Origin of the sequence: Stenotrophomonas sp. S41 (assembly GCF_016624625.1) — a bacterium.
In the GTDB taxonomy this organism is placed as follows: Bacteria; Pseudomonadota; Gammaproteobacteria; order Xanthomonadales; family Xanthomonadaceae; genus Stenotrophomonas.
Genome location: NZ_JACVTV010000089.1, coordinates 1 through 18,966, shown reverse-complemented (window position 1 = coordinate 18,966; position 18,966 = coordinate 1). Strand labels below are relative to the sequence as shown.

Below are 18,966 nucleotides of genomic sequence, written 5' to 3'. Positions count from 1 at the left end.
CACTCCCCTTGCCCTGGTGGGTACCGACCGTTGGTCGGTACCGCGTCATGCATCGTCGCGTGTGATCGCGCACAATCAAACGCATGCACCCGATCCGCACCCCCTTGATGCTCTCGGCCTGCCTGCTGCTGGCCGCCTGTGCTTCCGCGCCCCAGGAAAGCCGCAATCCGCTGGCGACCTGGGTGCCTTCGCCAAACCAGAACGCGCGCGATCCGCTCATCATCGTCATCCACCACACCGAACAGGATTCGGTGCAGCAGAGCCTGCACACGCTGCGCACCGCCAACAGCGGCGGCCGGGTCAGCGCGCATTACCTCATCGGGGCCGATGGCCACCGCTACCAGCTGGTCAGCGACGAGCGCCGCGCCTGGCACGCGGGCTCTGGCCGCTGGGGCACGATCACCGATCTCAACTCGGCCTCCATCGGCATCGAGCTGGACAACAACGGCAGCACGCCGTTCACGCCCGCGCAGATCCAATCGCTGATCCTGCTGCTGCGCGACCTCACCGAGCGCTTCAACATTCCGCCGCGGCAGGTGATCGGCCACGCCGATCTGGCGCCGACGCGCAAGGCCGACCCCAGCCGATTCTTCCCCTGGCAGCAGCTGGCCGAGGCTGGCTTCGGCGTGTGGCCGCGTGCCAGCGATGGCCCCGCGCCGGACGGTTTCGATGCGTGGAATGCGATGGCCCGCTTCGGTTACCCGATGGAGGATCGCGAAGCGGCCGTCGCCGCCTTCCATCGCCGCTTCCGCGGCAGTGACGACCTGCCGAAGACGCTGGACGCCGAAGACGCCCGCATCCTGCATTCGCTGCTGCTGCAGACGCCGTAGCCATTTGACAGTAGCGCCGGGCCATGCCCGGCGAGCGCGCAGCGCGGGATCCGCTTTCCGCCGGGCATGGCCCGGCGCTACCGAAGGTTGCTCCGCCACCGTCGGCCCCACTACATTGCGACGATGATCACTGTTACGTCGCCGCGCGCGCTTCTCACCTCCTTGGCCGTCGCCCTGCTCGCCGGCTGCGCCACCACCGGCACCCATCCGGGAGCACCGGCCGCCAAGCCCGCTGCCGCCACCTACGCCAAAGTCGACTGGAAGGTGCTGCCGGCGGTCTCCGATGCTGACCTGCAGGCCGGCTTCGTCGCCTGGCGCAGCAGCTGCACCCGCCTGAAGAACGATGCGGTCTGGGCGCAGCCCTGCGCGACCGCAGCCACGGTGTCCGACAAGGACCCGGCGGCGATCCGCCAGTTCCTGCAGCGCGATCTCGACGTGTACGCGCTGCGCGCCGGGGGCCACCAGGCCGATGGCCTGATCACCGGCTACTACGAACCCATCTACCCCGGCAGCCTGACCCGCACGGCCACCGCCACGGTGCCGGTGTACGGCACGCCCGACGATCTGATCGTGGTGCAGCTGGACAGCCTCTACCCCGAACTGAAGGGCAAGCGCCTGCGTGGCCGCCTCGACGGCAAGGTGCTCAAGCCCTATGACGACGCCGGCACCATCGCCAGCAAGGGCTCCAAAGCGCCTGTGCTGGCCTGGCTGACCGACCCGATGGACCTGCAGCTGCTGCAGATCCAGGGCTCGGGCCGCGTGCGCCTGGCCGATGGCAGCCAGGTGCGGCTGGCCTATGCCGAGCAGAACGGCCACCCCTACCGCGCCATCGGCCGCTGGCTGGTGGACCAGGGCGAGCTGAAGAAGGAAGACGTGACCATGGATGCGATCCGCGCGTGGGCGAAGGCGCACCCGGCGCGCGTGCCGGAGCTGCTGCGCAGCAACCCCAGCTACGTGTTCTTCGTGCGCAGCGCCGACAGCCCGGAAGGCCCGCGCGGTTCGCTCAACGTGCCGCTGACCGCCGGCTACAGCGTGGCGGTGGACCGCAGCGTGGTGCCGCTGGGCAGCCTGCTGTGGCTGTCCACCACCCGTCCGGATGGCAGCCCGGTGGTGCGCCCGGTGGCCGCGCAGGACACCGGCGGTGCCATCGCCGGCGAAGTGCGCGCTGACCTGTATTGGGGCAGTGGCGATGCCGCCGGCAAGCTGGCCGGTGACATGAAGCAGAAGGGCAACCTCTGGATGCTGTGGCCGAAGGGCGCGCCGCTGCCGAACTGAACCGGCAGGGGTCGGATCCCTTGCCGCAGGCAAGGGCTCTGACCCCGAATGGCTGATAATGGCGCCATTCCGAACTCTCCGGCCGCCGCTGCGGCCAGGACCCCTGCAATGAAGAACATCAAGAACAACACCGCCAAGAAGTACTACAAGCACTGGGCCGAATCGGGCCTGGGCAAGGGCAACGTGCTGATGGAAGCCCGCGGCGAGAAGATCGTGCGCCAGGTGGAAATCTACGGCACCAAGCTGGTCTGGGCCGATGAGCACGGCCAGAGCGACGACCGTTTCCTGCTGGCCGACCAGCCGGTGTCGTTCCTCGATTTCGACGAGGACGATGAGATCTCCGCGCGCGAATTTGAAAGCGCCTGGAAGAAGGCCAGGGAAGCCACCGGCTACCCGGTGTAAGCACCGGTCCCCCCCGCCTTTGTAGAGTCGAGCCATGCTCGACTGCTCCACCGCCCTCGTAGAGTCGAGCTTGCTCGACTGCTCCTGACAACGGCAGTCGAGCAAGCTCGACTCTACGGGCTTTGCGCCTGAAATGTTATATGATTACATTTCATCCGCACCCTTCCACCCCCATGAAAACCTCCACGCTGGTGGCCGCCCTCGCGGCCGCCCCGTTCGCCCCTGAAGCTTTCGCACAGTCCGCCGATGCCGCGCTAACCCTCGGCAAGGTGCAGGTGCACCAGCACGGCGAAGGCCAGCTCAGCGCACACCAGGTGCTGACCTCGGTGGACGTGCTCGGCGCGGACCAGATCGAAGACCGCAACGTCTCGCACAGCTGGGAACTGCTGGGGCAGATGCCCGGCATCCAGCTCACCGAAACGCGGCAGGGTGCGGAGTCGGGCAAGGTCAGCTTCCGCGCCTTCAACGGCGAGGGCTACCTCAACGCCATCAAGACCCTCATCGACGGCATCCCCAGCAACGTCAACAGCGGCAACCAGCGCTTCATCGACATGCTGTTCCCGCTGGAAATCAGCTACATCGAAGTGGTGCGCGGGACCAACGACCCGCGCTACGGCCTGCACAACATCGGCGGCAACGTGAACTTCGGTACGCGCCAGGGCGGCAACTACACCGATGCGCGGCTGGCCTACGGCAGCTACAACACCCGCGATGCGCAGCTGGCGATCGGCCGCGAAAGCAATGGCTTCGCGCAGAACTACTTCATCGGCACCCAGGCCAGCGATGGCTACCGCGACCACGACACCTCAAAGAAGTACTCGCTGGGCGGCAAATGGTTCTACGGCTCGCTGGACGACGGCCTGCGCGTGGGCCTGACCGCGCGCGCCTATCACCACGAAGCGGACGAGCCCGGCTTCATGACGGCCGACGAACTGCGCACGCACCGCCGTGGCAGCGACCTGCGCAACGCCAACGATGGCGATGACCGCGATATGCGCCAGGTCGCCGCGCACGTGGATTTGAAGCTCACTGACGCGCTGACCTTCGGCACGCGGCTGTACTACAACCGCTATGAAGACGACCGCCGCGTAACCTTCAGCGACCTGCCCACCGGCAACCTGCCGCGCCAGCGCCGCGTGTGGGATGAGCGCCAGACCGGCCTGCTCAGCACGCTCACCTGGCAGGCCAGTCCCGCGCTCACCGTCGAAGGCGGCCTGAACTACGAGCAGCAGGACAACGGCTATATCCGCGAGCGCTACGCCTACGCCGAACCCACCGATTACAGCCAGGCGCCGGCGCGCGTGCAGAACGACGACCGCCACAGCTTCGACAACTGGGGTGCCTACGTGCAGGCCATCTACCAGCCGGCCGAGGCGTGGAAGATCGTGCCGGCCTACCGCGTCGACCGTTTCAGTGGCAGCACGCACCTGATGAACGGCGTCAGCGGCCGCCTGCAGGACTACGGCACCATCGGCCAGCCCAAGCTGAGCGTCATCCACAGTCTGGGCCAGACCACTCACGTCTACGCCAACTGGGGCCGCACCTTCCAGGTGCTGACCGGCTCCACTGCGCCGGCTTACCTCACCCCGGGGCAGGCGCCGATGCAGCCTTCCACCAACACCGGCATGGAGCTGGGCCTGAAGTTCGAGCCGTTCGCCGGCAGCCAGGCACGCCTGGCGGTGTGGCAGCAGGATGCGGAAAACGAGGTGTCCAACATGCCGGCCACCGGCACCACGGTCACCCTGGGCAAGACCCGTCGCCGCGGCGTGGACGCGCAGCTGAGCCTGCAGCTGGGCGATGACTGGACGGTGTGGGCCTCGCACGCCTACCAGGAAGCGAAGATCACCCGCGACGACCGCGATGCCGGCATTTCGCTGCAGGGCAGGGAAGTGGCCGCCACCCCGCGCCATATCAGCAACCTGGGCGTGGACTACCGCGCCAGCGACGCGCTGCGCCTCGGTCTGCAGGCCCGCGCGCAGGGCGATTACTACCTGGAAGAGCGCAACGAGGCCGGCAAGTTCGGCAGCTTCGCCGTGCTCGACCTCAGCGCCGCGTACCAGATCAATCCACGCTGGAGCGTGGACCTGCAGCTGAAGAACGTCACCGGCCGCGAGTACGCCTACGCCTGGTACGACAGCTTCTTCTGGGACAGCGCTCGCCCGATGTTCTCGCCGGCCCCGGGCCGCAGCGTGTTCGTCGGCCTGAACATGAAGCTGTAACCGGAACGGGGTCGGATCCCTTTCCGCCAGGAAAGGGCTCTGACCCCGGACAGGTTCATGCCACCGCGTTGTAAGGCTCGATCCGCGCCAGAACCTCCGCCAGCTTCTCCTTCGTCATCGCCGCGTCGAAATCCGCCTGCAGACCGATCCAGAACTTGTCGGACACGCCGAAGTAGCGGGACAGCCGCAGTCCGGTATCTGCAGTCACGGCGCGCTGGCCGGTAACAATCTCGCCGATCCGGCGCTGTGACACGCCGATCGCTTTGGCCAAGCGGTACTGGGTGATGCCCAGCGGCTCCAGGAACTCATGCAGCAGGATCTCGCCGGGAGCGGGGTAGGGGACGGTTCGCATGCGCGCGGCTCCTTCAGTGGTAATCGACAATTTCGACTTCGGCGGGGCCTTCTCGGGTCCAGACGAAGCACAATCGGAACTGATCATTGATGCGGATGCTGTACTGGCCGCACCGGTTTCCGTGCAACGGCTCCAAGCGATTGGCCGGAGGTATGCGCAGATCCCGCAGATCGGCCGCAACGTTGAGCATCGCCAGCTTGCGCAGGGCAGCGGCTTCGATGTGGCGCCACCTCGGCACGCGTTGGCCATCGAACAGCGCCTGCGTGCGTTTGCAGGCGAACGACTGGATCGGCATGGTAGTAACGATTGTCGATAGTATCGTAAGGCGTTAGTATCCGATCAGCAAGCCTGACAGGTAATTCCCAGGCACGACGTCCGGTGACGCATACGAAGTGATCTGATGCCCGCCCCCCGTTTTGCACTACATTGGTGCAATGTCCGACCCCGCACCCCCGCCGTCCCTCGATGCCCTCGGCACGCCGCTGGCCTGGGCCGGGGCCGATGGCCGCATCATCGGCTGCAATCCCGCCTTCGCCCGCTGGCTGGGCGTCAGCGTCCGCCGCCTGATCGGCCAGCCGCTGGCCGCGCTGGAAGTGCAGGGCGAGGCGCTGGCCCATTTCCTTGCCCGTGACGAGCGCGACAGCCTGCGCCTGAACCGCCTGGCGCTGGCCCTGCCGGGTGAGGGCGCGCGCTTCGCCGAGGGCTGGATGAGCCGCCGCGACGATGGTGGCTGGCTGCTGGAAGCGCATCCGGTCGACGAATTCCCGGGCCTGGATCCGACCCAGGCCCTGCCCAGCGCGCTCAGTGCCGCGCTGAAGGGCCTGGCCCACGAGCTGCGCAATCCGCTGGCCGGCCTGAAGGGCGCGGCGCAGCTGCTGGCCCGCCGTGCCGCCCAGCGCGATGCCAGCGAGCGCGAGCTGATCGAGCTGATCGGTTCGGAGATCGAACGCCTCAACGGCCTCCTCGACCAGCTACTGTCGCCGGCCCCGGCCGCGCCGCATGCGCCGCTGAACATCCACGTCTCGCTGGAACGCGTGCTGCGGCTGGCCGAGAGCGAGGCTGGCTGGGCCGTGCGCCTGCAACGCGACTACGACCCCAGCATTCCCGAACTCGATGGCGATGCCGACCGCCTCACCCAGGCGGTATGGAACCTGGTGCGCAACGCCATCCAGGCCGGCGCCGGGGTCATCACCCTGCGCACGCGCGTGGAGCATGGCGTGCGCATCGCCGAGCAGCTGCACACCCTGGCCCTGCGCCTGGAAATCGCCGACGACGGCCGTGGCGTACCCGAGGAACTGGCCGAGCACCTGTTCCTGCCGCTGGTCAGTGGCCGCGCCGAAGGCACCGGCCTGGGCCTGGCGCTGGCCCAGCAGGTGGCGCGCGAACACCGCGGCACGCTCACCTACCGCTCGCGGCCGGGACATACCGTGTTCACCCTGCTGCTGCCGATCGGCAACGGCCCCGCCCCGGCCGAGGAGGCCCCGCGCGATGTCTGATTCCCCTACCTCCGCGCAGCGCATCTGGGTGGTCGACGATGACCGCGCCGTGCGCTTCGTGCTGTGCACCGCGCTGCGCGAGGCCGGCTACCAGGTCGTCGATTTCGACAGCGCCGCGCCCGCGTTGCAGGCCTTGAACGAAGGCCCGGCGCCTGCCCTGCTGTTCACCGATGTGCGCATGCCCGGCGACGATGGCCTGGTGCTGCTGGACAAGCTGAAGGCTGCGCTGCCGCAGCTGCCGGTGGTGGTGATGTCGGCCTACACCGATGTGGCCAGCACGGCGGGCGCGTTCCGCGGTGGCGCGCACGAGTTCCTGTCCAAGCCCTTCGATCTCGACGACGCGGTGGCGCTGGCCCAGCGCGTGCTGCCCGCCGTGGCACCAGCACTGGCCGCGCCCGCCCCGGTGGCCGAAACGCCCAGCGACCAGCCGCCACAGCTGGTGGGTGACACGCCACCGATGCGCGCGCTGTTCCGCGCCATCGGCCGGCTGGCGCAGGCACCGCTGGCGGTGCTCATCACCGGCGAAACCGGCACCGGCAAGGAACTGGTGGCCAACGCCCTGCACCGCGAATCACCGCGTGCGCAGGGCCCGTTCGTTGCGCTCAATACCGCCGCCATCCCCGCCGAACTGCTGGAAAGCGAACTGTTCGGCCACGAGGCCGGCGCGTTCACCGGTGCGCAGCGCCGCCACATCGGCCGCTTCGAGCAGGCCAACGGCGGCACGCTGTTCCTCGATGAAATCGGCGACATGCCGCTGCCGCTGCAGACCCGCCTGCTGCGCGTGCTGGCCCAGGGCGAATTCTTCCGCGTCGGTGGCCGCGAGCTGATCCATGTCGATGTGCGCGTGGTCGCTGCCACCCACCAGGACCTGGAAGGGCTGGTCGCGCAGGGGAAATTCCGTGCCGACCTGCTGCATCGCCTCGATGTGGTGCGCCTGCAGCTGCCGCCGCTGCGCGACCGCCGCGAGGACATCGCGCAGCTGGCCACCACCTTCCTGGCCGCCGCCGCGCACAAGCTGGACACGCCGCCGAAGCGGCTCACCGCCGCGGCCCTGCAGGCGCTGCGCGAGCACGACTGGCCGGGCAACGTGCGCGAACTGGAGAACGTCTGCTGGCGCATGGCCGCACTCGCCGCCGCCGACGCCATCGGCGTGGCCGACGTCGATACCGCGTTGAACCGCAGCCGCAGCCGTCGTGGCAGCAGCGCGGGTGCTGATCCGGGCCAGTGGGAAACGCTGCTGTCCGAATGGGCGCGGCGGCAGCTGGCCGAAGGCACCGAAGGCCTGCACGCGCAGGTGCGCGAGCGCGTGGACCACGCCCTGCTGGAAGCCGCGCTGCAGATCACCCATGGCCGACGCGCCGAAGCCGCCGCACGGCTCGGCCTGGGCCGTAACACGCTGACCCGCAAACTGGGCGCCGGCCGCCGCCGCGGGGGCCATTGAACGCCCCCTGCACGCGGTCCTCGCGCCCGCTTGCCGAACTGTTGATCCGCCATGGACGATGCCGTCCGTAGTGTTCCCTGCAAGGAGTTTCCTGATGCGCCTGTCATTTGCCATCCTGCCGCTGTCCGCCGCCGTGCTGCTGTCTGCCTGTGGCAGCGCGCCGCAGAAGCCGCAGCCCACGCCGCCGCCGGTGGTCACCACGCCCGTGGCCCAGCTGGCCGAAGCCAACCTGGCGCCGGCCTCGGCCAGCATCGTCAGTGGCCGCCTGGTGCTGAAGACCGAAAGCGGTGGTGTGCACCTGACCGGCCTGGTCGGTGGCCTGCAGCCGCTGCAGCAGGCGGGTTTCCATATCCACGAACGCGGTGACTGCAGCGCGGTGGATGCCAGCAGTGCCGGCAACCACTTCAACCCCGCTGGCAGCGCGCATGGTCGCGCCGGCAGCGGCAAGCATCACCTGGGCGACATCGACAACCTGCACGCTGATGCCCAGGGCCGCGCGAATGTCGATGTGCACCTGAAGGGCGTTACCCTTGGGGGAGGCGCCGCCACCGATATCGCCGGACGTGCACTGGTCGTGCATGCCAACGCCGATGACTATCGCAGCCAGCCCGCCGGCAATGCCGGCGTCCGCATCGCCTGCGGTGTGATCCGGGTTACCCGCTGATCGCCACGGGCATCATTTCAAGGAGAGTTCCATGCGTCTGATCCATACCTCGCTGTTCGCGGCCATCGCCGCCCTGGGCCTGGCGGCCTGCAACCAGCAGCCGGCAGCCCCGGAAGCCGAAGCCCCGGCGACCACCCCGGCCGAAGGTTCGGCAGCACCGGCTGATCCGGCCGCTGCCCCGGCTACCGACGCCGCTCCGGCCACCGATGCCACGGCCAGCGCCGAACTGGCACCGACCCAGGGCAACGAGACCAAGGGCAGCGTCACCTTCAAGGTCGTCGACGGCAAGGTGCACGTGACCGGCCAGATCACCGGCCTGAAGCCGGGCAGCGAGCACGGCTTCCACATCCACGAGAAGGGCGACTGCAGCGCGCCGGACGGCATGAGCGCCGGCGGCCACTTCAACCCGGGCAAGCAGGATCACGGCAACGTCTCGGCCGATCCGCACCACGGCGGCGACATGCCCAACATCAAGGCCGACGACAAGGGCGTGGCCACCATCGACGGCCCGGTCTCGAGCAACGTCAACATCGGCAAGGGTGATGACTTCGACATCATCGGCCGCGGCCTGATCGTCCACGCCGATGCGGACGACTACAAGACCCAGCCGACCGGCAACGCCGGCGCGCGCCTGGCCTGCGCGGTCATCCAGAAGGCCCCGTAAGGCAGAACGAAGAACGCCGGCGAAAGCCGGCGTTTTTTTCAGCGGTAGTGCCGGCCGCTGGCCGGCAATCGCAGATCAGCGCGCCAGCAGCTCGCGCGCGTCCTGCCCGGCCTCGCAATGCACGAACAGCACCGGCACGCCGTGCGCTTCCAGCACCGCGGCCATCTGCCGCTGGCGCATCAGGAACTGCTCGTAGATGCCCTGCAGGCGGTCGCAGTCGCCCTTGCTGTGGTTGTAGTACGCGCACCAGCCAGCCGGATCGAACAGCGCCATGCGCGCCTCGCCCTGCGTATAGCGCAGCAGCGGCTCGGGTGCGTTTTCCAGCCACTCGTCCTGCCCCGGGGCCATGATCGCGGTCTCGATCAGCGGCCACAGCGCTGCCAGGCCCTGGTTGTCGTACTGCATCGACATCATCGCGGCCAGGTCGTTCACGGTGAAGTAGCGCGCGTGCTCGATGCGGGCACCGAAGCTGTTCTGCGCCATCAGCGCCGTATCGGCATGGGCCATGCCATTGGCCAGCAGCACCTCTTCCAGCGCATCGGCCACGGCCGTAGTGGTGGCCACGTCGCTGCCGGTCAGCAGGAAGGGCACCACGCGCAGGCCACCGCCCACCAGGGTCGCATCGGCCTGGAACGGCAGCGGCACTTCACCATCGGCGCCGGCGCCGAAGGCCAGCAGGCGCGGGCCCTGGCTGCGGCCGGGGGCACGCATCTGCAGTTCCTCCAGGCGGCGGTGGATCGGCCAGCCCGGGCGCAGGATTTCAGCGGGGTCGAAATGGGCGGCGGCGAACACCAGGTCCAGCTCGGCCACCTGCGGCACCAGCTTGGCCAGGTCACGGCCGATACGGTCGGCCAGTTCACCGGCCTGGTCGGCGCTGAGCACCGCCTGGCGCGGGATTTCGCCGTTGGCCAGTTCCAGGGCCAGCACGCCAAGGGCATTCATCGCGGGGTCGGGTTTGCTCATGGTTCCACGGTTGGCCCATCACAGGGCGGCAGCTACACTTGGCTCCATTATGCCTGCTCCGTCGTGCAGGCCATGTTGCAGACACCCTCATCCATGCCAGGTATCTCCATGCCCAACGCTCGTCCCGTCGCCATCCTCGGTGGCGTCCGCATTCCGTTCTGCCGCCAGAACACCGCGTATTCGGATGTCGGCAACCTCGGCATGTCGGTGCGGACACTGGGTGCGCTGGTCGAACGCTTCGGCCTGCACGGCCAGCAGCTCGGCGAAGTGGCAATGGGCGCGGTCATCAAGCATTCCAGCGATTGGAACCTGGGCCGTGAAGCCACGCTGTCCTCGGGCCTGTCGCCGTTGACCCCGGGCATCACCCTGCAGCGCGCCTGCGGCACCTCGCTGGACAGCATCATCACCGTGGCCAACAAGATCGCCCTGGGGCAGATCGAATCGGGCATCGGCGGTGGTTCGGACACCACCTCCGACGTGCCGATCGTGTACGGCAAGAAGCTGCGTGCGCGCCTGCTGGCCGCCAACCGGGCCAAGAGCACCGGCGACAAGATCCGCGCGCTGACCGCCGGCTTCAAGCTCTCCGAACTCAAGCCCGAGTTCCCCGGCGTGGCCGAGCCGCGTACCGGCAAGAGCATGGGCGACCACTGCGAGGACATGGCCAAGGAATGGAACATCTCGCGTGATTCGCAGGACGAATGGGCGGTGTCCTCGCACAAGAAGCTGGCCGCTGCCTACGAGCGCGGCTTCTTCAACGACCTGATCGCCCCGTTCCGTGGCGTCGAGCGGGACAACATCCTGCGCGCCGATACCTCGCTGGAAAAGCTGGCCACGCTGAAGCCGGCCTTCGACAAGGTCTCGGGTCGCGGCACGCTGACCGCCGCCAATTCCACCCCGCTTACCGATGGTGCCGCCGCGGTGCTGCTGGCCAGCGAGGAATGGGCCCGCGCGCACGGGCACGAGCCGCAGGCCTACCTGCGCGATGCCCACGTGTCCGCGGTGGATTTCGTGCACGGCGAAGGCCTGCTGATGGCACCGACCGTGGCCGTGCCGGAGATGCTCAAGCGCAACGGCCTGACCCTGCAGGATTTCGACATCTACGAGATCCACGAAGCCTTCGCCGCGCAGGTGCTGTGCACCCTGCGTGCGTGGGAGAGCGAGGATTACTGCCGCAACCGCCTGGGCCTGGATGCACCGATGGGCCGCATCGACCCGGACAAGATCAACCTGCTGGGTTCGTCGCTGGCCACCGGCCACCCGTTTGCCGCCACCGGTGCCCGCGTGATCGCGACGGCGGCCAAGCAGCTGGCCGAACGCGGCGGTGGCCGCGCGCTGGTGTCGATCTGCACCGCCGGCGGCATGGGCGTGGTGGCGATCGTCGAACGCTGATTGCATCCATCGAACAACAAAAAGCGCCGCCCATTGGGCGGCGTTTTTGTTGGTGGGTGCCGACCGTTGGTCGGCACACCTCGGCCATGCTCACGGCACCCGCGGGTTGCCGAACTCGTCGCGCACCTCATTGGCGTCATACACCGGCGGCTGCGCGGCAGCAGGCAGCTCTTCCACCGTGCTGCGCGGCGCCACATCGGCCGCATGCACCAGCGCCACGCTGTCCTCGCCACGCTGCAGGCGCAGCGCATTGGCCAGGCACTGCGCGGCCAGTGCGTGTTCGCCACGCTGGGCAAACGCTTCACCCAGCGCCTCCCACGCCGGCGCACCGGCACCGGCGGCGATGGCCTCGTGCAGGAACGCATCGGCGGCATCCCATTGCTGCTGGGCCAGGGCAATGCGGCCCTGCGCCAGGCGCAGCGCAGCCGAATCGTCATGCACGTTGCGCCAGCGCGCCAAGTTGGCCTGGCGGGTGGCCAGGCGTTCGGCAGGCAAGCGGCCATACAGCGCCACCAGCTCATCGTCCCAGCGATGGTCCAGCGCCTGTTCCAGGGCCAGCAGCGCCGGCTCGTCCCAGTCCAGGGCCACCGCACGGGTGGCGTAGGCGGCCACCACGTCCGGGGTCGGTCGCAGCGCCTTCGGCGTGGCTTCCCACTGCGCGGCCAGCGCGTTCACATCGCCTGCTTCCAGCAGGGCCTGCGCAGCGAGGCGGGCTTCCAGTTCGCTGCTGGCATCGGTCGGCAGCACCTTGCTCTGCCGCAGCGCACCCAGCTGGCCGTACGCCTCGTGCGCGCGCCCGGCCTGCGCCAGCGCTTCGGTACGCAGCCACAGGCCACGCGGCGGCAGCGGCTGGATCGCCGCCACGTCCAGCGCATTGATCGCATCCACCGGCAGGTCGCGTGCCAGCAGCTGTTCGGCGCGCAGCAGCGCATGCAGCGTGGCATCACTTTCACCCAGGCGCTGAAGCAGCGCCTCGCCCGACGCGGCATCGGCACGCGACTGCGCGCTGCGCACCGCATTGGCCAGCGCTACCGCGCTCACTTCCGGGTCGGCTGCGGCGCCATCCAGCAGCTTCTCCGCGCGCTGCCAGTGGCCGTGTTCGTAGGCCTGCAGGCCATCGATCAGGCGCACGCGGCCCTGCTTGCGGCGGTAGCGGCCCCAGGCGCGGAACGGTGCCGCCACCAGGCTCCACAGCAGCCACAGCACCAGCACACCGATCACCGACAGCAGGGCCACCTTGGGCAGGTTGCTGTGGTAGTCGTAGCCGCCGTAGCGCAGGGTCACTTCGCCGTAGCGGTTCAGATCATCGGTGCCGAGCCATTGCGCAGCCACCACGCCGATGGCCACGGCCAGCAGCAGTACGACCAGGGATTGCAGGGGTTTCATCGGGCGTCACCTCCGGTCGGTCTGGGAGCGCAGTTGTTGCAGGGTGCTGCCAAGCACGCTGCTCTCGGCCTGCAGGGGGGCCTTGCGCAAGGCCTGAAGTTCAGCATGTTGCGCGCGCAGGCCCGGTGAATCCGGCCAGCGCCTCTGCGCCCAGTGGGCCACGCGGTTCAGCGCGGCATCACGGCCGCTGCGGTCGCCACGCTCGATGGCCGCGCGGGCCAGGGTCAGCTCCAGCTGCAGCGCGTCATCGGCGGCGGCGCGCTCGGCCTGGGTCAGCGGGCCGTTCAAGCGGGTCGGGGTGATATCCACGAACGGCGCCAGCGCCGATTGCCACCATGGCTTGGCAGCCGCTTCGGCCGGCGTGGGCGGCAGCTCGGAAGGCAGCCCCTGCAGCGCCTGGGCCACGGCATTCAGTCGATGCAGCGCCTGCACGCGCGGGCCCGTGCCCAGTGCATCCAGCGCGTCGCGTTCCTGCACCAGCGCCTGGCGCAGGTTCAGGCCTTCGTTGTCCGGCAGGTCGGCCAATGCGGTGGCGGCCTGCGCATACAGGCGGCGCGCGCCTTCCACATCGTCGGCAAAGGCCAGCCGTTGCGCGGCCTGGGTCAGCAGCAGCTCGGCCTCGTCGCGCTGCACGGCCTGGCGGCCGTGGTTGGCACTTTCAGTCAGCCGGGTCAGGTTCTCCTCCAGCAGCGCGCTGCGCTGGGACAGGCCCAGCATTTCATCGCGCAGCACGCGGTTGGTGGCGGCCGCATCCTGCAGGCGCTGGCTGGTCGCGCGCTGGTCGCGGCGCAGGGCCTCGACGGTGGCCTCCAGCCCCTTCAGCTGCACGTCCGTGCTCTGTGCCTGTGCCGCCTGGTCGCGCTGCTGTTGCTGCCAGTAATGGCAGCCGGCGTAGCCCGCGGCGCCCAGCACTACCACCACCGCAAGCGGCAGCAGCCAGCGTGCAGGACGGCGGGAGGGGGCAGGTGGCGGGGTGTCTTTCATCGGGCTTCCTTGTCGGCGGCGTCGCCGGCGGGGAGCCAGCAGGCAGCGTTGGACACAGCATTACCGTTGGCGCTGAACCCGGCAAGCGTGTGCCGGGTGCCTGTTCAGGTCGCTGCCGGGGCAGTGAGCGCGGCGTGTGCGGCCGCCGTCATCTGGGTGACGGTGGGCCCTTCGCTGCGGACTACGCTGGCAAACCCCAGCGCCCGCGCCTGCTCGGCCAGGCGTTCGCTGGCGGCCAGCACGATGGCCTGTTCACACAGGCGCTGCTGCCAACCGGGGGACAGCTGCTGCCAGAAGCGCTGCAGGGCCTCGCCGCTGCTGACGGCCAGCAACCACGGCGTCCCCGAGTGGGCCAATCGCGCCAGTTTTCGCCGCGGTATCACCAGCGGCACCCGCTGGTAGATGTCGGCACGAATGATCCGCGCGCCCGCCGCCTCAAGCTGTGCGGCGATCAGGCCACGGCCGCCGGGCGCGGTCACCAGGCCGACATCCGTGCCGCGCACGTCGGCCAGCACCGGCAGGCGCAGCAGGCCTTCGCTGTCCATCCGCTGCGGCGCATGCACGTCGGTGATGCCCTGCGCGTGCAGGGCGCGCGCGGTGCCTTCGCCCACGGTCAGCCACGGGCCACGCTGGGCCGCCGGCAGGTGCTGCAGTGCCGCAGCGGCCGCGACCGCCGCCGGGCTGGTGAACACCACCCGCGTGCAGGACAGCGCCCGGTTCAGCCGCTGTTCGACCGCCGCGCCCTGCAGCCGCTGCAGCCGCCACGGCGACAACGCCACGGTGGCCCCGCCCAGCCTGGCCGCAGCCAGCCTCAGCCCGGCATGCTGTCCCTGCGGCCGCAGCGAGATCAGGGTCCAGCCAGTGGGTATCGTATGGTTGGCCATTGACGTCATTATGCGGGCCCTTCGTTGTCGTGGTTGCTGCTCGATGTCCGCTGATGCCCTGACCTCCTCGCTGGCCTCCCTGCAGGACGTGCTTGACTGCATGCCGGCGGTCCGTGCGATGCAGATCCGCCTGGATGGCTATGCCGACGGCGTGCTGCGCATCACCGCGCCGCTGGCCGCCAACGTCAACGACAAGGGCAACGCCTTCGGTGGCAGCCTGGCCTCGGTGCTGACCCTGTCGGGCTGGGCGCTGGTCAGCCTGCGCCTGCGCCTGGCCGGGCACGACGCCGAGGTCTACGTGGCCGACAGCAACCTGCGCTACCTGGCCCCGGTCTACGAAGACCTGCACGCCCACGCCGAAACCGCCGAAGCCAGCAGCTGGGATACCTTCCTGGCCACCTTCCGCCAGCGCGGCAAGGCCCGCATCAGCATCGTCGCCCGCCAGCCGGGGGCCGATGGCCGTTCGGCCGCCGAGCTGAGCGGTCGCTTCGTTGCCTTCGCCAAAGGGTAGGATGGCAGGCTGACGTCCTGGGGAAACCACCGATGCGCCGCCTGATCCAGTTCCTGATGTGCTCCCTGCTGCTGGTCAGTGCCGTGGCCGGTGCTGCCGCCGACGACCTCACCCGCAAGCAGCGCAAGCTGCTGGAAGAGACCCAGATCGCCTACGGCGCGACCATCCGCTGGGGCAGCATGGACGATGCCATTGCCTACCTGGACCCGGAGCTGCGCAAGGAAAAGCCGCCCACCGAGTTCGAGCTCAACCGTTACGCGCAGCTGCGCGTGTCCTCCTACCGCGAGCGCAGCAGCGCCTCGCTGGACGGTGGCCAGGTCGAGCGCCGGGTGGAAATCGGGGTGATCAACCAGAACACCCAGGCCGAGCGCACCGTGGTGGTGGTCGAGCGCTGGCGCTGGGACCCGGAAGCCAAGCGCTGGTGGCAGGCGGCCGGCCTGCCGGACCTGTGGAAGGGGCAGTGACGGGCCCCCTGCGGCTTGTGCGACAATCGGCGCCCGCTTAATCGACCCGTGACCTGAGTGAATTACGAAGAGTTGCTGGCCTTTGCAGGCCGAAACCCGATGCTGTCCGCTGCCCTGGTCGGCCTGACCGTGGCCCTCATCGTCACTGAAACCCGCCGCCTGTTCCGGGGCTACAAGGGCATCAAGCCGGCCGAGCTGACCCACCTGATGAATGCCGGTGGCGCGGTCGTGGTCGATCTGTCGCCCAGCGCTGACTTCGAAAAGGGCCACATCGCCGGCAGCCGCAGCGCCCAGGCCAGCGCCTTCAACGCCGAGCACAAGCTGGTGGCCAACGCCAAGCAGAGCCCGGTGGTGCTGGTGTGCCGCAGCGGCAACGCATCGGAAACCGCTGCCAAGACGCTGAAGAAGGCCGGTTTCGAGAAGGTCTTCGTGCTGGAAGGCGGCATTCCCGCCTGGCAGCAGGCCGAGTTGCCGCTGGTCAAGGGCCGCAACTGATTGCAGGGGATGGCGGAACTGGCCTTGTATGGGCCTGCCGCCGCCCCCAATCCTGTAGTTCGACACTCGTTTTCATTGCATTCATTGGAGTTACTGGAAATGTCCGAAGAGATCACCAACGGCGCCGCTGCGCCGGTCGATGCCGCCAACGGCCCCGCATTCACCGTCGAGAAGATCTACGTCAAGGACGTTTCCTTCGAGTCGCCGAACGCGCCGACCATCTTCAATGACCAGGTGCAGCCGGAGCTGCAGCTGAACCTGAACCAGCAGGTGCAGCGCCTGGGCGAAAACGCCTTCGAAGTCGTGCTGGCCGTGACCCTGACCTGCCAGGCCGGTGAGCGCACCGCCTACGTGGCCGAAGTGAAGCAGGCCGGCGTGTTCGGCCTGGTCGGCCTGGACCCGCAGTCGATCGACGTGCTGCTGGGTACCCAGTGCCCGAACATCCTGTTCCCGTACGTGCGCCAGCTGGTCAGCGACCTGATCCAGGCCGGCGGCTTCCCGCCGTTCTTCCTGCAGCCGATCAACTTCGAAGGCCTGTACGCTGAAACCCTGCGCCAGCGCCAGGAACAGGGCGACGCGCCGTCGCTGGCTGATTCCGAGCCGGCCGGCAACGCCTGAGCTTGGCTACGACGTCACGGATGAGCGATACCGCTGACAAAGTCGCCGTGCTTGGCGCCGGTTCCTGGGGAACCGCGCTGGCCACGCTGCTCGCCCGGCACGGTCACCCGACCGTGCTGTGGGGGCGCGATGCCGCCGTGGTCGACGCCATCGACCAGCGCCACGAGAACCCGCGTTACCTGCCGGGCATTCCCCTGCCGGACAGCCTGCGTGCGACCACCGACATGGCGGCCGCCCTGCAGGATGCCGCCTGGGTGCTGGTGGTGACCCCGTCGCACGCGTTCAACGAAACCGTGCGTGCGCTGGCACCGCTGCGCCCGGCCGGTGCCGGCGTGGCCTGGGCCACCAAGGGTTTTGAACCCGGTTCGGGCCGCTTCCTGCATGAAGTGGCGCGCGAGATCCTGGGTGACGACGTGCCGCTGGCCGTGGTCACCGGGCCGTCGTTCGCCAAGGAAGTGACCCTGGGCCTGCCCACCGCCATCACCGTGCACGGCGACGTGCCGGAGTTCGCGCAGACCGTGGCCGAAGCCATGCATGGCCCGGCGTTCCGCGCCTATACGGGCGATGACATGGTGGGTGCCGAGCTGGGCGGCGCGATGAAGAACGTGCTGGCCGTGGCCACCGGCGTGGCCGATGGCATGCAGCTGGGCCTGAACGCCCGTGCCGGCCTGATCACGCGTGGCCTGAACGAGATGCTGCGGCTTGCCGCCGCCATCGGTGCCAAGCCGGAAACCCTGATGGGTCTGGCTGGCCTGGGCGACCTGGTGCTGACCTGCACCGGCGACCTGTCGCGTAACCGCCGCCTGGGCCTGGCCCTGGGCCGCGGGCAGACGCTGCAGGATGCCGTGCGCGAAATCGGCCAGGTGGTGGAATCGGTGCAGACCGCCGACGAAGTGATGCGACAGGCACGCCGCCATGGCATCGACCTGCCGATCTCTGATCGCGTTCGTGCCGTGCTGCACGGCGAGCAGACGCCTGCAGAAGGCCTGCGCGCCCTGCTGGCGCGGGAACAGAAACCGGAATATCCGGACACGCTGTTCAAGTGAATCGAAAAGCCCCGGCCACGTGCCGGGGTTTTTTTTTGCGGGCGAAACCCGACGGTAGCGCCGGGCCATGCCCGGCGGAATGCCCGCACCGCGTAGAATCCCACCGTCGCACACCACACACCCAAGGACAGGGAATGACGTCTCGCCATATCGGGCTCTCATGGATGATCGCGCTGCTGGCCGCGTGTTCGCAGGCCCCGGTACCGCAGGCGGGCACCGAGCCCGCGCCGGCCGCTGCAACCCCAACCGACGCACCCGCCGCCGCCACTGTGGTCGAACCCGAACCGACTATTGAAGACGACGTGGACCCTTCGGTGTGGGACAACGAAGGCGAGCCGGAAGAACAAACCCCCGGCGCCGAACTCACCTGCAAGGACAACCCGCTGGCCACCCACTTCTTCACCCTGGTGGGCGGCAACACCGTGGACGACTGCGGCCGCAAGGACGCGAAGGTGCTGGCTGCCTTCAACACCCTGATGCAGAACACCGCAGCGGCCGAGGCCAGCGACAAGGACATTCCCTCACTGCGCAAGCGCCTGCTGAGCGGGCCCAGTGGACCGGGCGGGCTGGTGGTGCTGCAGGGCGAGCCGTGGTGGTTCTACACCGCCTGCCAAGCGCACGATTGCCCGGGTACCGCGCTGGCGATGCTGTACTCGCCCGAGCAGTCGAAGATGGTCGGCCGCCTGACCGCGCGCTGCCGGGTGTGGTGGCTGGGCGAACCCAGCGCCGAACAACGCGAGCAGATCGAGCAGCTGCGCCCGCTGGATGATGCTGCGTTGGCGGAAGACAGCGCGCTCTGCGAATGAGGCGGCGGAAATTCATGACCGCGCGTGGCCCATCCACGCATGGCGTGGATCTACTGCGGCAATCGCACAGGTAGCGC

Annotated in this window: 21 protein-coding genes; 15 read left to right on the top strand and 6 right to left on the bottom strand. The window is 68.8% G+C overall.

Going from position 1 to position 18,966, the window contains the following annotated elements; translation table 11 throughout:
• Window positions 1-83: 83 nt before the first annotated feature.
• The 4 genes from IAE56_RS16215 (at window position 84) to IAE56_RS16200 (ending at window position 4,726) form a co-directional block, all read left to right on the top strand.
• Window positions 84-830, top strand: coding sequence for an N-acetylmuramoyl-L-alanine amidase (locus tag IAE56_RS16215; protein ID WP_200753226.1), 747 nt, complete (start codon window positions 84-86; stop codon window positions 828-830).
• A gap of 123 nt (window positions 831-953) precedes the next feature.
• A complete protein-coding gene (locus IAE56_RS16210; RefSeq protein ID WP_200753225.1) occupies window positions 954-2,105 on the top strand; it encodes an MltA domain-containing protein in 1,152 nt (383 codons plus the stop codon).
• 108 nt (window positions 2,106-2,213) lie between these two features.
• Entirely contained in the window at window positions 2,214-2,507 is a 294-nt protein-coding gene (locus IAE56_RS16205; RefSeq protein WP_108745661.1) for a hypothetical protein, read from the top strand.
• Window positions 2,508-2,680: 173 nt separating this feature from the next.
• Window positions 2,681-4,726, top strand: a complete 2,046-nt coding sequence (locus IAE56_RS16200) for a TonB-dependent receptor (protein ID WP_200753224.1) — start codon at window positions 2,681-2,683, stop codon at window positions 4,724-4,726.
• 55 nt (window positions 4,727-4,781) lie between these two features.
• Here the strand turns inward: IAE56_RS16200 and IAE56_RS16195 are convergent, their stop codons facing one another.
• A complete protein-coding gene (locus IAE56_RS16195; RefSeq protein ID WP_108767277.1) occupies window positions 4,782-5,078 on the bottom strand; it encodes a HigA family addiction module antitoxin in 297 nt (98 codons plus the stop codon).
• A 13-nt stretch (window positions 5,079-5,091) separates the two neighbouring features.
• Complete coding sequence (locus tag IAE56_RS16190; RefSeq protein ID WP_108757929.1) at window positions 5,092-5,373, bottom strand: type II toxin-antitoxin system RelE/ParE family toxin; 282 nt, start codon at window positions 5,371-5,373, stop codon at window positions 5,092-5,094.
• Window positions 5,374-5,512: 139 nt separating this feature from the next.
• Here IAE56_RS16190 and IAE56_RS16185 point away from each other — a divergent pair, with 139 nt between their 5' ends.
• The 4 genes from IAE56_RS16185 (at window position 5,513) to IAE56_RS16170 (ending at window position 9,343) form a co-directional block, all read left to right on the top strand.
• Window positions 5,513-6,574, top strand: coding sequence for an ATP-binding protein (locus IAE56_RS16185; protein ID WP_200753223.1), 1,062 nt, complete (start codon window positions 5,513-5,515; stop codon window positions 6,572-6,574).
• The gene (ntrC, locus tag IAE56_RS16180) at window positions 6,567-8,015 is read left to right on the top strand and encodes a nitrogen regulation protein NR(I) (RefSeq protein WP_200753222.1); all 1,449 of its coding nucleotides are present in this window, start codon (window positions 6,567-6,569) and stop codon (window positions 8,013-8,015) included. The genes IAE56_RS16185 and ntrC overlap by 8 nt, the downstream gene beginning before the upstream one ends.
• 94 nt (window positions 8,016-8,109) lie before the next feature.
• Window positions 8,110-8,679: a superoxide dismutase family protein gene (locus IAE56_RS16175; protein ID WP_200753221.1), complete on the top strand. Its 570-nt coding sequence runs from the start codon at window positions 8,110-8,112 to the stop codon at window positions 8,677-8,679.
• A gap of 31 nt (window positions 8,680-8,710) precedes the next feature.
• Window positions 8,711-9,343 carry a superoxide dismutase family protein gene (locus IAE56_RS16170; RefSeq protein WP_200753220.1) on the top strand — a complete coding sequence of 211 codons (633 nt, stop codon included), beginning with the start codon at window positions 8,711-8,713 and terminating at the stop codon, window positions 9,341-9,343.
• Between the two features lie 75 nt (window positions 9,344-9,418).
• On the opposite strand, the gene IAE56_RS16165 is transcribed toward IAE56_RS16170, so the two are convergent.
• Window positions 9,419-10,306 carry a hypothetical protein gene (locus IAE56_RS16165; RefSeq protein WP_108767283.1) on the bottom strand — a complete coding sequence of 296 codons (888 nt, stop codon included), beginning with the start codon at window positions 10,304-10,306 and terminating at the stop codon, window positions 9,419-9,421.
• Window positions 10,307-10,399: 93 nt separating this feature from the next.
• Between IAE56_RS16165 and IAE56_RS16160 the strand changes: the two genes are divergently transcribed.
• Window positions 10,400-11,695: an acetyl-CoA C-acetyltransferase gene (locus IAE56_RS16160; RefSeq protein ID WP_200753219.1), complete on the top strand. Its 1,296-nt coding sequence runs from the start codon at window positions 10,400-10,402 to the stop codon at window positions 11,693-11,695.
• A 90-nt stretch (window positions 11,696-11,785) separates the two neighbouring features.
• Here the strand turns inward: IAE56_RS16160 and IAE56_RS16155 are convergent, their stop codons facing one another.
• The 3 genes from IAE56_RS16155 to IAE56_RS16145 form a co-directional block, all read right to left on the bottom strand.
• Window positions 11,786-13,081 (bottom strand): heme biosynthesis HemY N-terminal domain-containing protein, encoded by a 1,296-nt coding sequence (locus tag IAE56_RS16155; protein ID WP_200753218.1) that lies wholly within the window; start codon window positions 13,079-13,081, stop codon window positions 11,786-11,788.
• A 6-nt stretch (window positions 13,082-13,087) separates the two neighbouring features.
• Window positions 13,088-14,065 carry a uroporphyrinogen-III C-methyltransferase gene (locus IAE56_RS16150; protein WP_200753217.1) on the bottom strand — a complete coding sequence of 326 codons (978 nt, stop codon included), beginning with the start codon at window positions 14,063-14,065 and terminating at the stop codon, window positions 13,088-13,090.
• 104 nt (window positions 14,066-14,169) lie between these two features.
• On the bottom strand, window positions 14,170-14,958 hold the full coding sequence (locus IAE56_RS16145) for a uroporphyrinogen-III synthase (protein ID WP_200753216.1): 789 nt from the start codon (window positions 14,956-14,958) through the stop codon (window positions 14,170-14,172).
• Window positions 14,959-14,992: 34 nt separating this feature from the next.
• On the opposite strand from IAE56_RS16145, the gene IAE56_RS16140 reads away from it, so the two are divergent.
• The 6 genes from IAE56_RS16140 (at window position 14,993) to IAE56_RS16115 (ending at window position 18,889) form a co-directional block, all read left to right on the top strand.
• Entirely contained in the window at window positions 14,993-15,460 is a 468-nt protein-coding gene (locus IAE56_RS16140) for a YiiD C-terminal domain-containing protein (protein ID WP_108767288.1), read from the top strand.
• A gap of 32 nt (window positions 15,461-15,492) precedes the next feature.
• Window positions 15,493-15,924, top strand: coding sequence for a hypothetical protein (locus tag IAE56_RS16135; protein WP_108767289.1), 432 nt, complete (start codon window positions 15,493-15,495; stop codon window positions 15,922-15,924).
• Between the two features lie 57 nt (window positions 15,925-15,981).
• A complete protein-coding gene (locus tag IAE56_RS16130; protein WP_150454645.1) occupies window positions 15,982-16,419 on the top strand; it encodes a rhodanese-like domain-containing protein in 438 nt (145 codons plus the stop codon).
• Between the two features lie 99 nt (window positions 16,420-16,518).
• Window positions 16,519-17,037: a protein-export chaperone SecB gene (secB, locus tag IAE56_RS16125; RefSeq protein ID WP_108767291.1), complete on the top strand. Its 519-nt coding sequence runs from the start codon at window positions 16,519-16,521 to the stop codon at window positions 17,035-17,037.
• Window positions 17,038-17,057: 20 nt separating this feature from the next.
• Window positions 17,058-18,083, top strand: coding sequence for an NAD(P)H-dependent glycerol-3-phosphate dehydrogenase (locus tag IAE56_RS16120; protein WP_200753215.1), 1,026 nt, complete (start codon window positions 17,058-17,060; stop codon window positions 18,081-18,083).
• Window positions 18,084-18,217: 134 nt separating this feature from the next.
• Complete coding sequence (locus tag IAE56_RS16115; RefSeq protein WP_200753214.1) at window positions 18,218-18,889, top strand: Ivy family c-type lysozyme inhibitor; 672 nt, start codon at window positions 18,218-18,220, stop codon at window positions 18,887-18,889.
• The last annotated feature ends 77 nt before the right edge of the window (window positions 18,890-18,966 follow it).

Bases quoted from the DNA above. Each gene is read 5' to 3' on its own strand.
- IAE56_RS16215 (WP_200753226.1), top strand. From the start codon at position 84: ATGCACCCGATCCGCACCCCCTTGATGCTCTCGGCCTGCCTGCTGCTG.
- IAE56_RS16210 (WP_200753225.1), top strand. From the start codon at position 954: ATGATCACTGTTACGTCGCCGCGCGCGCTTCTCACCTCCTTGGCCGTC.
- IAE56_RS16205 (WP_108745661.1), top strand. From the start codon at position 2,214: ATGAAGAACATCAAGAACAACACCGCCAAGAAGTACTACAAGCACTGG.
- IAE56_RS16200 (WP_200753224.1), top strand. From the start codon at position 2,681: ATGAAAACCTCCACGCTGGTGGCCGCCCTCGCGGCCGCCCCGTTCGCC.
- IAE56_RS16195 (WP_108767277.1), bottom strand. From the start codon at position 5,078: ATGCGAACCGTCCCCTACCCCGCTCCCGGCGAGATCCTGCTGCATGAG.
- IAE56_RS16190 (WP_108757929.1), bottom strand. From the start codon at position 5,373: ATGCCGATCCAGTCGTTCGCCTGCAAACGCACGCAGGCGCTGTTCGAT.
- IAE56_RS16185 (WP_200753223.1), top strand. From the start codon at position 5,513: ATGTCCGACCCCGCACCCCCGCCGTCCCTCGATGCCCTCGGCACGCCG.
- ntrC (WP_200753222.1), top strand. From the start codon at position 6,567: ATGTCTGATTCCCCTACCTCCGCGCAGCGCATCTGGGTGGTCGACGAT.
- IAE56_RS16175 (WP_200753221.1), top strand. From the start codon at position 8,110: ATGCGCCTGTCATTTGCCATCCTGCCGCTGTCCGCCGCCGTGCTGCTG.
- IAE56_RS16170 (WP_200753220.1), top strand. From the start codon at position 8,711: ATGCGTCTGATCCATACCTCGCTGTTCGCGGCCATCGCCGCCCTGGGC.
- IAE56_RS16165 (WP_108767283.1), bottom strand. From the start codon at position 10,306: ATGAGCAAACCCGACCCCGCGATGAATGCCCTTGGCGTGCTGGCCCTG.
- IAE56_RS16160 (WP_200753219.1), top strand. From the start codon at position 10,400: ATGCCAGGTATCTCCATGCCCAACGCTCGTCCCGTCGCCATCCTCGGT.
- IAE56_RS16155 (WP_200753218.1), bottom strand. From the start codon at position 13,081: ATGAAACCCCTGCAATCCCTGGTCGTACTGCTGCTGGCCGTGGCCATC.
- IAE56_RS16150 (WP_200753217.1), bottom strand. From the start codon at position 14,065: ATGAAAGACACCCCGCCACCTGCCCCCTCCCGCCGTCCTGCACGCTGG.
- IAE56_RS16145 (WP_200753216.1), bottom strand. From the start codon at position 14,958: ATGACGTCAATGGCCAACCATACGATACCCACTGGCTGGACCCTGATC.
- IAE56_RS16140 (WP_108767288.1), top strand. From the start codon at position 14,993: ATGTCCGCTGATGCCCTGACCTCCTCGCTGGCCTCCCTGCAGGACGTG.
- IAE56_RS16135 (WP_108767289.1), top strand. From the start codon at position 15,493: ATGCGCCGCCTGATCCAGTTCCTGATGTGCTCCCTGCTGCTGGTCAGT.
- secB (WP_108767291.1), top strand. From the start codon at position 16,519: ATGTCCGAAGAGATCACCAACGGCGCCGCTGCGCCGGTCGATGCCGCC.
- IAE56_RS16120 (WP_200753215.1), top strand. From the start codon at position 17,058: ATGAGCGATACCGCTGACAAAGTCGCCGTGCTTGGCGCCGGTTCCTGG.
- IAE56_RS16115 (WP_200753214.1), top strand. From the start codon at position 18,218: ATGACGTCTCGCCATATCGGGCTCTCATGGATGATCGCGCTGCTGGCC.